The organism is Pseudomonas sp. 28 E 9 (genome assembly GCF_900004785.1).
In the GTDB taxonomy this organism is placed as follows: domain Bacteria; phylum Pseudomonadota; class Gammaproteobacteria; order Pseudomonadales; family Pseudomonadaceae; genus Aquipseudomonas; species Aquipseudomonas orientalis_A.
In genome coordinates, this window is record NZ_CVTK01000046.1 from 1 (window position 1) to 13821 (window position 13821).

The window sequence follows — 13821 nt, forward strand, 5'->3', positions numbered from 1 at the left end:
CCCGCGCCGGCAGCCCCCAGTCGTGCCCCGGCACCGAGCGCCCATTCGCCCGCGCCCAAGCGCAAGGCCTACAAGCTGGTCGCCATCGGCACGTCCACCGGCGGGCCGGTGGCCTTGCAGCGTGTATTGACCCAACTGCCGGCCAACTTCCCGGCGCCGATCGTGCTGGTGCAGCACATGCCCGCGGCCTTCACCAAGGCCTTCGCCGAGCGTCTGGACAAGCTGTGCCGCATCAGCGTCAAGGAAGCCGAGGACGGCGACATCCTGCGCCCCGGCCTGGCGCTGCTGGCGCCGGGCGGCAAGCAGATGATGGTGGACGGCCGTGGCGCGATCAAGATTCTGCCGGGCGACGAGCGCCTGAATTACAAGCCGTGCGTGGACATCACCTTCGGTTCGGCGGCCAAGTCCTATGGCGACAAAGTTCTGGCGGTGGTGCTCACCGGCATGGGCGCCGACGGCCGTGAAGGCGCGCGCCTGCTCAAGCAGGGCGGCAGCGCCATCTGGGCCCAGGACGAAGCCAGTTGTGTGATCTATGGCATGCCCATGGCCATCGTCAAGGCCGACCTGGCTGACGCGGTCTACAGCCTGGACGACATCGGCAAGCATCTGGTGGAGGCCTGCCTCTGATGGATGTCTTGAGCCTGATCGGCATCACCCTGGCGTTTGTCGCCATCATCGGCGGCAACTACCTGGAGGGCGGCCACCTCGGCGCCCTGGCCAACGGCCCGGCGGCGCTGATCGTGATCGGCGGCACCGTGGGCGCGGCGTTGCTGCAGTCGCCGCTGAGCTCGTTCAAGCGCGCCATGCAGATTCTGATCTGGATCATTTTTCCGCCACGGGTCGACATGGCAGGCGGCATCGACCGCGTGGTCAACTGGAGCCTCACCGCCCGCAAGGAAGGCTTGCTGGGCCTGGAAGGCGTGGCCGATGCCGAGCCCGACAGCTATGCACGCAAGGGCCTGCAACTGCTGGTCGACGGCGCCGAACCGGAAGCGATCCGCAGCATCCTCGAGGTGGATTTCTACACCCAGGAAAGCCGCGACATCAATGCGGCCAAAGTGTTTGAAAGCATGGGCGGCTACGCGCCGACCATCGGCATCATCGGCGCGGTGATGGGCCTGATCCACGTGATGGGCAACCTGGCCGACCCTTCGCAACTGGGCAGCGGCATTGCCGTGGCGTTTGTTGCCACCATCTATGGCGTGGCCAGCGCCAACCTGGTGCTGCTGCCGGTGGCAAGCAAGCTCAAGTCGATTGCCATGCGCCAGTCCCGCTACCGCGAAATGCTGCTCGAAGGCATCCTGTCGATTGCCGAGGGCGAAAACCCGCGCTCCATCGAACTGAAGCTCCAGGGCTTCTCGGATTGATGGGTATGAACCTTGTAGGAGCGAGCTTGCTCGCGAAAATCGTCAACGATAACGCGGGTATCCTGGATAAACGCGTTGCTCTCGGGTTTTTCGCGAGCAAGCTCGCTCCTACAGGTGATTCGGTGTGTGGAGGGGAGCGCCTGTGAGCCGTCGCCGTCGCGAGCCTGAAGAGCACGTCAACCATGAACGCTGGCTGGTGTCCTACGCGGACTTCATCACCTTGCTGTTTGCGTTTTTCGTGGTGATGTACTCGATCTCGTCGATCAACGAAGGCAAGTACAAGATCATTTCCCAGGCATTGGTCGGGGTGTTCAACGATTCCGAGCGCGCGCTCAAGCCGATTCCCATTGGCGAAGAACGGCCCAGGACGGTGACGCCGGCCAAGCCACTGGTCAATGACAGCGATGAAACCGCCGCCGGCATCGGCGGCACCAGCGACCCGCTCAAAAGCATCGCCGACGATATCAGCGCCGCGTTCGGTGACCTGATCAAGTCCAATCAGATGACCGTGCGCGGCAATGAGTTGTGGGTGGAGATCGAGCTCAATTCCAGCCTGTTGTTCGCCAGCGCCGATGCGTTGCCGAGCGACCAGGCCTTCACCATCATCGACAAGGTGGCGGCGATCCTCAGGCCGTTTGAAAACCCGATTCACGTCGAAGGCTTTACCGACAACGTGCCGATCAGCACCGCGCAGTACCCAACCAACTGGGAACTGTCCTCGGCGCGCGCGGCAAGCATCGTGCGCATGCTCGCGATGCAGGGGGTCAACCCCCAGCGCCTGGCGTCGGTGGGCTACGGTGAATTCCAGCCGGTGGCCAATAACGCCACGGCCGAAGGCCGCGGGCGCAACCGGCGCGTGGTGCTGGTGGTGTCACGTAACCTGGATGTACGCCGCAGCCTGACCGGCACCGGCACGGCAAATGCAACACCGGATGCGGCATTGCGGCGCGCTGGCACACAAACTGCACCGGCCCCTGCAAAACCGCCGGTGCGGACAAGCTCCGTCAATTCTCCGTCACCGGCTCAATAACCTATGCAATGTCTCGGTCGCGCCTGTGCCCACCGGGAGGAATCAACCGAATGAGAGTCTGGGCAGTTGCCAATCAAAAGGGTGGAGTCGGCAAGACCACCACTTCCATCGCTTTAGCCGGCTTGCTGGCCGAGGCGGGCAAGCGCGTGGTCGTGGTCGACCTCGACCCCCACGGCTCCATGACCAGCTATTTCGGCTACGACCCGGATGCGCTGGAACACAGTTGCTACGACCTGTTCCTGCACAAGGGCAGCGTGCCGAGCGACTTGCCCCGGCAACTGCTGTTGCCCACCAGCAGTGACAGTATTTCGCTGTTGCCGTCCAGCACCGCCCTGGCCACCCTTGAACGCCAGTCGCCGGGCCAGAGCGGCCTGGGCCTGGTGATCGCCAAGACCCTGGCGCAACTGTGGCAGGACTTCGATTACGCGATCATCGACAGCCCGCCCTTGCTCGGCGTGCTGATGGTCAATGCCTTGGCGGCCAGCCAGCAACTGGTCATCCCGGTACAGACCGAGCACCTGGCCGTCAAAGGCCTGGAGCGCATGGTCAGCACCCTGGCGATGATCAACCGTTCGCGCAAACAGGCGCTGCCGTACAGCATCGTGCCGACCTTGTTCGACCGACGTACCCAGGCGTCCCTCGGCACCCTGCGCGTACTGCGCGATGGCTACCCGGACAGCATCTGGAATGGCTACATCCCGGTGGACACGCGCCTGCGCGACGCCAGCCGCGCGGGGCTTACGCCGTCGCAGTTCGACGGCAAGAGCCGCGGCGTACTGGCGTATCGGGCGTTGCTCAAGCACCTGCTGTCCCAGCAACTTGTGGCGCAGGTGGCGTGATGAATCGTCCCGTTCAATACAAGACGCGGCCGCAACTGGCACTGGAATCCTACCTGGATGCCTTGCTGCAGGACGCGACCGCCGAGGAACTGCCGGAACCGATCCTGGTGCCGGAGCCGGTCATTGAGGTCGAAGCTGCGCTGGATGAGTTCCAGCTGGCGGTGCTCGAGGAGCAGGCCCGCGACGCCCGCGACGCCCGGGTCGAAGCGCTGCCCGTGGTGCTGCCGATCACGCCTGAGGTGGTGGCGCCGGTGGTGGTCGAGCCGATCGTGCAAGTGCACCTGCCGCCGAGCATCACGCCGCCGCCGGTGACCGGTGACGGTCGCCCGTCCTGGGCCGCCGAGCCGTTCGAATGCCTGTTGTTCGATGTGGCCGGCTTGACCCTGGCGGTGCCGCTGGTGTGCCTGGGCTCGATCTATTCCCTGGAAGGCCAGGAGCTGACGCCACTGTTCGGGCAGCCGGAGTGGTTTCTCGGCATCCTGCCCAGCCAGGCCGGCAATCTCAAGGTGCTGGACACGGCGCGCTGGGTGATGCCCGACCGCTACCGTGACGATTTTCAACAGGGCCTGCAGTACGTGATCTCCGTGCAGGGTTACGAGTGGGGGCTGGCGGTGCATCAAGTCAGCCGCTCGTTGCGCCTGGACCCGAACGAAATCAAATGGCGCAGCCACCGTGGCCAACGGCCGTGGTTGGCGGGCACCGTGATCGAACACATGTGCGCATTGCTCGACGTCGCCGAACTGGCCGAGTTGATCGCCAGTGGCGCAGTCAAGACGATGGCGCAGAACAAACGCAGTTGATTGGACAATAAAGGTCGTGCGGTTGCGCGGCCCATTAGCACACACGCCGTCGATAGCGGCATTTGAGGGGTCAGAAAGATGAACAAGTCAGCGTCCGCACAAGGTTTGGATGATCCGATCCTGCAATGGGTGACCTTCAAACTGGACAACGAGTCCTACGGCATTAACGTGATGCGCGTGCAGGAAGTGCTGCGCTACACCGAGATCGCTCCGGTACCGGGTGCACCGAGCTACGTGCTGGGCATCATCAACCTGCGCGGCAACGTGGTGACGGTGATCGACACCCGCCAGCGCTTCGGCCTGGCGCCGACCGATGTCAACGACAACACGCGCATCGTCATCATCGAAGCCGACAAGCAAGTGGTCGGGATCATGGTCGACAGCGTCGCCGAAGTGGTCTACCTGCGCCAATCGGAAGTGGAAACCGCACCGAACGTGGGCAACGAAGAATCCGCCAAGTTTATCCAGGGCGTGTGCAACAAGAACAACGAGCTGTTGATTCTGGTTGAGCTGGACAAAATGATGAGCGAAGAAGAGTGGTCGGAACTGGAGAGCATCTGATTGTTCCTTGAGGCGGCGGTGATTGTCCTGGCCCTGTTGTGGGCCGGGACCTTGGCATTCCTGCTGCGCTACATGCGCCAGCAACGCGAGTCGGTCCTGCAACAGGCCGAGCGCGATGCGGTGCGTGACCGGCGCATTCTGGAGCTGGTCAAACGCGTCGATCATTTCCAGCAGACTGCGGTGCGGGTAGGCGACGAGGTGCATGAACTGCGCGCGATTCTCGGGCCGTTGCCGGACAAGCTGGTGCAGTTGGAACAACGCGATCCTGCCAACCTGTCGTTCGCCCAGGCGGCCAAGCTGGTGGGCATGGGCGCGACGGTGGACGAACTGACCCAGTCGTGCGGCCTGACCCATGCCGAGGCGCAGTTGATGAGCAAGTTGCACAAGAGCTGATTCGGGCTGGCTTGCTGGGTTCAATGTGGGAGGGGGTCAGCCCTGATGCTATTCAGTTAAGCGTACAACGTCCTCTGTAGGAGCGAGCTTGCTCGCGAAAAACGTCAACGATAACGCGTGCTTCCTGAATGAACGCGGCGCCTGTGAGTTTTTCGCGAGCAAGCTCGCTCCTACAAAAAGCCTAACTGACAGGCACCAGGACCCCTCCCACATGTTGGTCGCCATACATCAATCAATTTTCTTGAGCCACAGACTTTTCCCCGTCCCCAAGGGTCAACATCCTGCAAGCACCTTGACCCAGGAGATACCCCTAAATGACCACACCCAAAGCCCTGTTGATCCTCCACGGCAAACAAGCCCTCAACGAGGACGTGCGTGCGGCTGTGCTGGCCCGTCGTGAGCGGGGCTGGGAGCTGGCGGTGCGGGTGACGTGGGAGGGCGGCGATGCGCTGCGCCTGGTCAACGAGGCATTGGAAAACGGCTATACCCATATCATCGCCGGCGGTGGCGACGGCACCTTGCGCGATGTCGCCGAAGCCATGGCGCAAGCCAACACCGACGCCAGCCTGGTGTTGATGCCCCTGGGCACCGCCAACGACTTCGCCAAGGCCGCCGGCGTGCCGCTGGAGCCGGCCGGCGCTCTGGCGCTGCTGGATGTCGAGCCAAGGGCAATCGACCTCGGCCAGGTCGGCGGGCAGATCTTCCTGAACATGGCCACCGGCGGCTTCGGCAGCCAGGTCACCGCCAACACGTCCGAAGACCTGAAGAAAGTCCTCGGGGGTGCCGCCTACCTGTTCACCGGGTTGTCGCGCTTCAGTGAATTGAAGGCCGCCTATGCTGAGCTGGAAGGCCCCGATTTCCAGTGGAAAGGCGAGTTGCTCGCGCTGGGCATCGGCAACGGTCGCCAGGCCGGCGGCGGGCACGTGCTGTGCCCCGGTGCGCTGGCCGATGACGGGTTGCTGGACGTCAGCATCCTGCCGGCACCCCAGGAGGTGGTCGGCACCCTGCGCGAACTGATGAGCAATGGCTGGGGCCTGGACACCATGTTCGTGCGCGCCCGCCTGCCGTGGGTCAATATCAAGGGCGCGCAGGGCTTGTACATCAACCTCGATGGCGAGCCGCTGGAAGGCGACGACCTGCATTTCGAAGCGGTGCCCAAGGCCCTGCGCGTACACCTGCCGCTGGGTTCGCCCCTAGTCGTCCAGGCTGATGATCTGCTCGCGCACCGCGAATAGCACCAGGCCCGCCACGTCGAAAATCTGCAGGCGCTTCATGATCTGCGAGCGATGCGCTTCCACGGTCTTGATGCTCAGGCCCAACCCGTGGGCGATTTCCCGGGTGGACTTGCCACGCACGATCAAGCGCAGGATTTCCAGCTGTCGCGCCGTCAGGTTGTGGCTGTGGGGCAGGGGCGAGGCCGCGCCCTGGCTGCGGATCAGCGCCTGGTTGATCACCGTGTGGGCGATGGCCGGGCTCAGGTAGCGTTCGTTGCTGCGCAGGGCCCGCAGGGCGTGTTCCAACTCGTTGCCGGTCATGTCTTTGAGCAGGTAGCCGTGAGCGCCCGACTCCAGCGCGCGCATGATCAAGTCGGGCTCGGTGTGCATCGACAGGATCAGCACCTTGCTCTTGGGGTAGGCCGCCTTGAGTTGCTGCAGGGCGTCGAGGCCGCCGGTGTGTTTCATCGACAGGTCCAGCAGCACGATATCCGGCTGCAGGGCGCGAAACTGTTCGAGCAGTTGCGCGCCGTCGCTGGCTTCGCCGATCACGTTGTAGCCGGGAATATCCAGGATCAGCGCGCGAACGCCGGCGCGGATCAGCGCGTGGTCATCCACCAGGAGCAGGTTGCAGGTCACCGGGCAACCTCAGGTTCGCCGGCCCGTTCGAGGTCGCGAGGTGCCCAGGGGAACAACGCGTCGATCCGCGTACCTTTGCCTGGCTCGCTGCTGACGGACAAGGTGCCTCCCAGTTGGTTTGTCCGCTCATACATGCCGGCCATGCCGCGCTGGCCTTCGCGGCCTGGGTCGGTGGCGGGCGAAAAGCCCAGGCCGTCATCGCAGATCATCAGCGACAGGCCTTCGGGCAGGCGTTGCAGGCGCACCCGCAGGTTGTGCGCCTGGGCGTGACGGAGCATGTTGGTCACCGCTTCCTGGGTGATACGAAACGCCGCCACGGCCATTTCTTCAGGAATACCCGCCAGCCGTTGCGGGCATTCCAGGCTCCAGCACACCTGGGTTTCCGCCAGGGTCTTGAGCAGGTGCGCGCGCAAGCTCGCTTCCAGGCCCAGGCTGGCCAACTGGCGCGGGTTGAGGATGGCGGACACGTCGCGCACCTTGGCCAGGGTTTCGTTGAGGGTATTGCACAGCGCCGTGCATTGATCCTGCAGCTCCGGCGGCAGGCGACGCTGCAGCCATTCGGTCTGCAGCTTGGCGGCGGTCAGCAGTTGGCCGATGTCGTCGTGCAGCTCGCGGCTGAGGCGATGGCGTTCGTTTTCCTGGACCTGCAACAGGCGGTCGGCCAATTCCTGGGGCTGGAACTTGATCGATTTGCGCGAACGCCATTGGTGCAGGCCCACCACCGTCAGCGTGGCCAGGTTGAGCAGCAGGATCAATAGCGACAAGGGCGATGCGTGTACGTACGCCCATGCGCTGGCAGACAGCGAACACAGGCACAGCGCAAGGACGATGCGGCGTGCAGTGCTGCGCGACACAGACCTGGAAAAAAGTGGCTTTAGCTTGGCGTACATAACGAATGAAGCCACTGAGGGTTCGCTGCGGGGAGACCGGTTGGCCGGGCTCTGTTTGGAATACGCTGCCGAGTCGTGTTTAAACATGATGAAGTTGAGTCACTTCGAGTGGCGCATAGTACCACCCCTGTTACCGTTGGTCGCCTGATTGGTTTATGGCCCGCGCAAATACTCCGGAGGGTATTCCCAGCGTTAAACAGTGAAGTTGTATTAATACAGTTGGTTTGTATCGTTATTGCATGGATGTCTAATGGATATTTACGCCTGTTTTGCCATCATCGGTCGTTTTTGGACAGGTGGATTATCAAATACGACCTGCTTAAGGCTCAAGTCCCGTGATGCAAGCGTGGCTGCGGCGCGTGACTGAGATCCTTTTGCGGAATCTGCAAGGTCGCCAGCGCGATCAAGGCGGTTTGCTCACTCTCGTCCAGGGGCAGTTCACCGGTGCGCGTGTCGATCAGTTCCAGTTGCCAGGCCAGCAGCGTCAGGCAGTCATGCAACGCATCCAATGCCTGGTCGTGCAATTGCAGGGGGGTGCGGGCGTTGGCAATGAGCGCCAGAAGGCGCCGCGAGAAATCGCTGATCGCCGGCGGTGCCAGGTTGTCGGCCTTTTCAGCCAGTTTGGCCAGGCTGGTTTTCATGCAGTCGATGGCGTCACTGTCGTCACGGATCAAATGCAGATGGCTCAAGCACTCCTGGGACTTGATCAGCAGCATCTCGGCCTCCCGCAGAAACTCGGGAAGTGCCGTTTGCCATTCGTTCGCGCTATTCATCATGCATGTCTCCGCAACTCAAGCTCGGGTGATGAGATGTCGCACCGGGTGAATGGCTTAAACTAGCGCTGAAATAGGATTGGGTCTTGTAGGTAGCTTCCGAAATGCCTGTAGGAGCTTTATTGAAATGCTCGCGAAAGTCGTGCGTAACCCCGGCTGAGCGGGATGCCACAACTTCAGTTGCCGATACGTGAGTGCCTGGAAGGCCGGCGGGCCCAGGGCTTGGGATGGCAAACAAAAGCGTGACTCCATTCATGCAATGAGAATGGCGTCACATTAATGGCTATTAGATATCGCGAATATCAGGTCAGGCCTGATTGCGCATAGGGGAATCCCCTACGCAGTGGAACCGCACGTCGATTCGAATGTCCCGCGGCGCCGCGATACAGCGCTATGGGGGGTGAATGCAGTAAAGCATGATGTCAGTGTGACATCAATGCATTTACATGGCATTTTACCGGGGTCAAGGTCTGGCGTTTGGCGCCGATAACTTGCCTATATGAACTGCGCACTCGCAGAACTGACATGCATACCAGGAGCCCTTAATGGCCGGCATTCTCGACACGGTAGATCAACGCACGCAATTGGTGGGTGAGAATCGCCTGGAAATTCTCATGTTCCGCTTGTTCGGCCGACAGCTGTTCGCGATCAACGTGTTCAAAGTGCAGGAAGTGCTGCAACTGCCCAAGCTGACCCTGATGCCCCAGCGTCACCCCTTTGTGTGTGGCGTGGTCAACCTGCGCGGCCAGACCTTGCCGGTGATCGACCTGTCCCAGGCCATCGGCATGCGCCCGTTGGTGCCAGGGCCCAACAGCACCATTATCGTCACCGAGTACAACCGCTCGGTGCAGGCCTTCCTGGTGGGTGGCGTCGACCGCATCGTCAACATGAACTGGGAAGCCATCCTGCCGCCGCCGGCCAGCGCCGGGCGCCAGCATTACCTTACCGCCATCAGCAAGGTCGATGACCAGTTGGTGGAAATCATCGATGTGGAAAAAGTCCTGGCTGAAATCGTGCCCTACAACGCCAAGGTCTCCCGCGAAAAACTCGAAGACCCGGTACTGGAACGCGCCCGTGGCCGCGAAGTGCTGCTGGTGGACGACTCCAATGTGGCGCTCTCGCAATTGCGTGACACCCTCGGCCAGTTGGGCGTGAAGATGCACATCGCCAGCGATGGCCTCAAGGCGCTGAACATGCTCAAGGCCTGGGCCGACAGCGGCCAGGTGATGACCGACAAGCTGCTGATGATCTTCACCGACGCCGAAATGCCCGAGATGGATGGCTATCGCCTCACCACCGAAATCCGCAACGACCCGCGCCTGCGTGGCCTTTACGTGGTGCTGCACACCTCGCTCTCGGGCAGCTTCAACGAGTCGATGGTGAAGAAGGTCGGCTGCGACAATTTCCTCTCCAAGTTCCAGCCCGACAAACTGGTCGATGTGGTGCGTGAGCGACTGATGCTGGACGAAGTGCCCGCCTGACTTTAGGGTATGCGACTTTCTTCCCCAGGAAAGCAGGCCCATGCTCCGTCTCAGCGCGTTGTATCGTTACCCCTTGAAGTCCGGCAAAGCCGAGGTCCTGCAGCAGATTGGCCTGGACAGGCTAGGGCTGGAAGGGGATCGGCGCTGGATGCTGGTGGACGAAGCCAGCGGGCGATTCCTCACGCAACGCGCCGTGGCGAAGATGAGCCAGTTAACTGCCTTGTTGAACACGGAGGGCGGATTGACCCTCAGTTCGCCGGGCTATGGGACGTTGGACGTGGCACTCCCGGGCGCCGATGTGTTACGCGGTGTGACCATCTGGCACGACACGCTGCGCGTGCCGGACGCAGGTGATGCGGCGGCGGCCTGGGTCAGCGCCTTCATCGGTAAACCGACGCGCCTGGTGCATATGCCCATGGATCGCGCACGCTTCACCCAGCATGGTTTTGGCCATGACAGCGATCAGGTCGGCTTTGCCGACGGTTACCCCTTGCTGCTGATCGGCCAGGCTTCCCTGGACGATGTGTGCGCCCATATCGGCCGGCCGATGGACATGCTGCGCTTTCGCCCCAACCTGGTCATCGACGGCGCCGAGGCCTTTGCCGAGGACGGCTGGAAACGCTTGCGCATCGGCGCGGTGGAGTTTCGCGTGGTCAAGCCCTGCTCACGTTGCATCCTCACCACCATCGACCCGCAGACCGGCGAGCGCAGCCCGGACCGCGAGCCGTTCGCGACCCTGCAGGCCTATCGCGGCACCGAGCAGGGCGCGATGTTCGGCCAGAACCTGGTCAACGATGGGGTTGGACGCCTGGAAGTCGGCATGCCGGTGACGGTGCTGGAATGAAAAATGCCCGTCTCGCAGGAGACGGGCATTTTTTTCTTACCGGTTGGCGTTTAACCGCGATATTCGCACAGGTAGGCGGTGTCTACGGCGACCTTCAACTGGAACTTGCTGTTGGCCGGCACGTGGAACTGGCTGCCGGCAGCGAAGGTTTCCCACTCGGCATCAGGCAGTTTGACGATCAGGGCGCCGGAAACCACGTGCATGATTTCACGCTGGGCGGTGCCGAATTCATATTCACCCGGGGCCATGACGCCGATGGTGGCCGGACCTTCCTCGGTGCCGAAAGCGATCGACTTGACGGTGCCGTCGAAGTATTCGTTGACTTTGAACATGGGTGAATCCTCGTAGAAAGGGTCAAGCTTACGCCAGGCACTGTAGGAGCGAGCTTGCTCGCGAAAAACCTGAGAGCACCCCGTTAACCCGGATGCGCTGCGTTATCGTTGGCGATCTTCGCGAGCAAGCTCGCTCCTACAGGTGGGCAGCATTAAGGCAAAAGGTTGATCAGTATGCCCAAGCCGTTCAGAGCTGCCTAGACCGGCAAAATCAACGGCAGCAGACGCGCCGTGTTGCGCGCATCTTCCAGGGCGCGATGCTGCTGGCCAACGAACTGCATCCCCGCCAATTGCAGCGCGCCATTGAGCCCCAGGGGCTTGTCCAGACGCCGGGCCTTGGCGAAACGCTGTTTGAGGTTGACATGGGGCGTCTGGCCGAGTGCGCTGGCCAGGCCATGGCGTTGCCATTCCAGTTCAAGCTGCACGCGATCGTAATCGCCCCAACTGGCCCAGCCCTCCAGGCGGGGCCGATGCTGGCCGAGCCAGCGTTCGAACAGCGGCCACACCTCGGTGATGGGCGTTGCCGCGTCGATGTTGGCCTGGGTGATATGGGTCAATTGGCGGCAAAAGGGCGTCAGCAGTGGCCGCCGCAGTGGTCGCACGAAGCGCTGGAAGTGATCCAGCTCGCGACCCTGGCGGTTGACCAGGCTCGCGCCGATTTCGATGACTTCCATCTCCGTCACGGGCCAGCCGCCGTCATCTGTTGTGGCTTCAAGGTCAATAATCAGCCAATGAGGCATGCGCAGGTTCCCGTACTGTTCCTGTCCTGATGGGGATAGAGCGTAGCCGGGCCGTGTAGTTCCGCCCAGGGGGCTTATTCAATCTTCCAATGGCGGGTCGCGATACCACCCGGCAGGCGCCTGGTTTGTAAACCCTGTACACACGTTTTGCCCAAGCGCTTGCTTGGTTGACGGCCACGGCCTAAATTGCCCGCCAAGACGATAGTAGACATAAGGGAAAGCAGCATGGATGACCATCAAGCCCTGCGGGTGATGCGCACCATGGTCGACGCTGGCCAGTTGACCGACCCGGAGAGCGCCCGGGGCAAGTTGCTGCAAACCGCAGCGCACCTGTTTCGCAACAAGGGCTTCGAGCGCACCACCGTGCGTGACCTGGCCGGCGCGGTGGGCATCCAGTCGGGCAGCATCTTTCATCACTTCAAGAGCAAGGACGAGATCCTGCGCGCGGTGATGGAAGAAACCATCCTCTACAACACCGCGATGATGCGCGCTGCGCTGGAGCAGGCGGGCACTGTGCGCGAGCGCGTGCGGGCGCTGATCCGTTGCGAATTGCAGTCGATCATGGGCGGCAGCGGTGAGGCGATGGCGGTGCTGGTGTACGAATGGCGTTCACTGTCTGCCGAAGGTCAGGCCCGGGTACTGGCCCTGCGCGACGTGTATGAGCACATCTGGCTGCAGGTGCTGGGCGAAGCCAGGGCTGCCGGCTACATCAAGGGCGACGTGTTGATCACCCGGCGCTTCCTGACCGGCGCGTTGTCCTGGACCACCACCTGGTTCCGCACCCAGGGCAGCCTGACGCTTGAAGAACTGGCTGAAGAAGCCCTGCTGATGGTGCTCAAGGCGGATTGAGGCGCAGCTATCAATTTACTGGCAAGCGTTGTCTCTCCCGGGAAAAACGCCTAGCTTATCGCCATCATAGAATTCAACGGTGTGTGCCTAGATGTTTTCGCCATGGCGGCTGGCTGCAGGACTTACATTTTGGGCGCTGGGTACCGCAGGGTGGACGCAAGCCGGCGCCGCGCAGTTGGTGAGGGTCGGCGCGGCGCATTTTCCGCCGTATACCGTACGCCCTGAGCAAGGCGCCGATACCGGAGTGCTGCCGCAATTGGTCGAAGCGTTGAACGCCGTGCAAAGCGACTATCAGTTCGTGCTGGTGCCCACCTCGATCCCCCGGCGTTTTCGCGATTTCGAGCAGGGCCGGGTGGACATGGCAATCTTTGAAAACCCCTCCTGGGGGTGGACGAATGTGGCCCATACCAGCGTCGACATGGGGCTGGAAGACGCTGAAATCTTCGTGGCCGAGCGTGAGCCCGGTCGCGACCAGCGCTTTTTCACCGACCTGGCCGGCAAACGCCTGGCGGTGTTCAGCGGTTATCACTACGCCTTCGCCCAGTTCAACCCCGACCCCAAGTACCTGGCCGAGCACTTCAACGCTACCTTGACCTACTCCCATGACAGCAACTTGCTGATGGTCGCGCGGGGGCGTGCCGATATTGCGTTGGTCACTCGTTCGTACTTGAGTGATTTCATGGTGCGCAACGCGGACATGGCGGACAAGTTCCTGGTGTCGGAGCGCATTGATCAGGTCTATCACCATTACGCGCTGCTGCGGCCCAAGGCGCCGATCACCGGGCCGGTATTTGCCGAGCTGCTCAAGCGCTTGCGGGATAACGGCCAGATGCTCAGAATTTTCGCGCCGTATCGGATTGATATAACGCCACTGCCCTGAGAGCGCCGCCGATCAAGTGTGGGAGGGGCGGTGCGACGATTCGACTTGCCCCCGATGGCGGCCTCTGGGCCGACCAGGATGCTGGATTGGACCGGGTACATATCCGTTTCTGCGGTAACGGCTGATATAGGTTCCGCTTTTACAGCGGCTCACTTTTGAAAAGCGCAAAAGTAAGCAAAACGCTCTTGC

Annotated in this window: 17 protein-coding genes; 12 read left to right on the plus strand and 5 right to left on the minus strand. The window is 62.0% G+C overall.

From position 1 onward, the window contains the following. The 8 genes from cheB to yegS form a co-directional block, all read left to right on the plus strand. Positions 1-627 (plus strand): chemotaxis-specific protein-glutamate methyltransferase CheB (gene cheB, locus BFQ00_RS13495; RefSeq protein WP_139114992.1); only part of this gene is annotated, 627 nt, incomplete at its 5' end. Beyond that, positions 627-1367: a flagellar motor protein gene (locus tag BFQ00_RS13500; protein WP_065888351.1), complete on the plus strand. Its 741-nt coding sequence runs from the start codon at positions 627-629 to the stop codon at positions 1365-1367. The genes cheB and BFQ00_RS13500, both read left to right, overlap by 1 nt. Before the next feature lie 142 nt (positions 1368-1509). Beyond that, entirely contained in the window at positions 1510-2397 is an 888-nt protein-coding gene (gene motD, locus BFQ00_RS13505) for a flagellar motor protein MotD (protein WP_065933782.1), read from the plus strand. A gap of 50 nt (positions 2398-2447) precedes the next feature. Next, the gene (locus tag BFQ00_RS13510) at positions 2448-3236 is read left to right on the plus strand and encodes a ParA family protein (RefSeq protein ID WP_065888353.1); all 789 of its coding nucleotides are present in this window, start codon (positions 2448-2450) and stop codon (positions 3234-3236) included. Continuing rightward, entirely contained in the window at positions 3236-4036 is an 801-nt protein-coding gene (locus BFQ00_RS13515; protein ID WP_065933783.1) for a CheW domain-containing protein, read from the plus strand. Before BFQ00_RS13510 ends, BFQ00_RS13515 begins: the two co-directional genes overlap by 1 nt. Positions 4037-4114: 78 nt before the next feature. Then, complete coding sequence (locus tag BFQ00_RS13520) at positions 4115-4597, plus strand: chemotaxis protein CheW (RefSeq protein ID WP_057721368.1); 483 nt, start codon at positions 4115-4117, stop codon at positions 4595-4597. Then, complete coding sequence (locus BFQ00_RS13525) at positions 4598-4990, plus strand: DUF2802 domain-containing protein (protein WP_065888355.1); 393 nt, start codon at positions 4598-4600, stop codon at positions 4988-4990. Positions 4991-5304: 314 nt separating this feature from the next. After that, entirely contained in the window at positions 5305-6225 is a 921-nt protein-coding gene (gene yegS, locus BFQ00_RS13530) for a lipid kinase YegS (RefSeq protein WP_065933784.1), read from the plus strand. Here yegS and BFQ00_RS13535 read toward each other — a convergent pair. The 3 genes from BFQ00_RS13535 to BFQ00_RS13545 all read right to left on the minus strand — a co-directional run bounded on the left by BFQ00_RS13535 (position 6184) and on the right by BFQ00_RS13545 (position 8509). After that, a complete protein-coding gene (locus BFQ00_RS13535; protein ID WP_065933785.1) occupies positions 6184-6843 on the minus strand; it encodes a response regulator transcription factor in 660 nt (219 codons plus the stop codon). The two genes, yegS and BFQ00_RS13535, sit on opposite strands and share 42 nt — an antisense overlap. Next, the gene (locus BFQ00_RS13540) at positions 6840-7733 is read right to left on the minus strand and encodes a sensor histidine kinase (RefSeq protein WP_065933786.1); all 894 of its coding nucleotides are present in this window, start codon (positions 7731-7733) and stop codon (positions 6840-6842) included. Before BFQ00_RS13540 ends, BFQ00_RS13535 begins: the two co-directional genes overlap by 4 nt. A 326-nt stretch (positions 7734-8059) precedes the next feature. Next, positions 8060-8509: a hypothetical protein gene (locus BFQ00_RS13545; protein WP_170827560.1), complete on the minus strand. Its 450-nt coding sequence runs from the start codon at positions 8507-8509 to the stop codon at positions 8060-8062. Between the two features lie 542 nt (positions 8510-9051). Between BFQ00_RS13545 and BFQ00_RS13550 the strand changes: the two genes are divergently transcribed. Together BFQ00_RS13550 and BFQ00_RS13555 are read left to right on the plus strand one after the other, a co-directional pair. Next, a complete protein-coding gene (locus tag BFQ00_RS13550) occupies positions 9052-9987 on the plus strand; it encodes a chemotaxis protein CheV (RefSeq protein WP_065888359.1) in 936 nt (311 codons plus the stop codon). A 40-nt stretch (positions 9988-10027) separates the two neighbouring features. After that, positions 10028-10831: an MOSC domain-containing protein gene (locus BFQ00_RS13555; protein ID WP_065933787.1), complete on the plus strand. Its 804-nt coding sequence runs from the start codon at positions 10028-10030 to the stop codon at positions 10829-10831. 50 nt (positions 10832-10881) lie between these two features. On the opposite strand, the gene BFQ00_RS13560 is transcribed toward BFQ00_RS13555, so the two are convergent. Then, positions 10882-11163: a pyrimidine/purine nucleoside phosphorylase gene (locus tag BFQ00_RS13560; RefSeq protein WP_065888361.1), complete on the minus strand. Its 282-nt coding sequence runs from the start codon at positions 11161-11163 to the stop codon at positions 10882-10884. 197 nt (positions 11164-11360) lie between these two features. Further along, positions 11361-11903 (minus strand): exonuclease domain-containing protein, encoded by a 543-nt coding sequence (locus BFQ00_RS13565; protein WP_065888362.1) that lies wholly within the window; start codon positions 11901-11903, stop codon positions 11361-11363. A 225-nt stretch (positions 11904-12128) separates the two neighbouring features. On the opposite strand from BFQ00_RS13565, the gene BFQ00_RS13570 reads away from it, so the two are divergent. Both BFQ00_RS13570 and BFQ00_RS13575 read left to right on the plus strand, forming a co-directional pair. Further along, the gene (locus tag BFQ00_RS13570; protein ID WP_065933788.1) at positions 12129-12752 is read left to right on the plus strand and encodes a TetR/AcrR family transcriptional regulator; all 624 of its coding nucleotides are present in this window, start codon (positions 12129-12131) and stop codon (positions 12750-12752) included. A gap of 91 nt (positions 12753-12843) precedes the next feature. Next, positions 12844-13632 (plus strand): substrate-binding periplasmic protein, encoded by a 789-nt coding sequence (locus BFQ00_RS13575; RefSeq protein WP_065933789.1) that lies wholly within the window; start codon positions 12844-12846, stop codon positions 13630-13632. Positions 13633-13821: the final 189 nt, after the last annotated feature.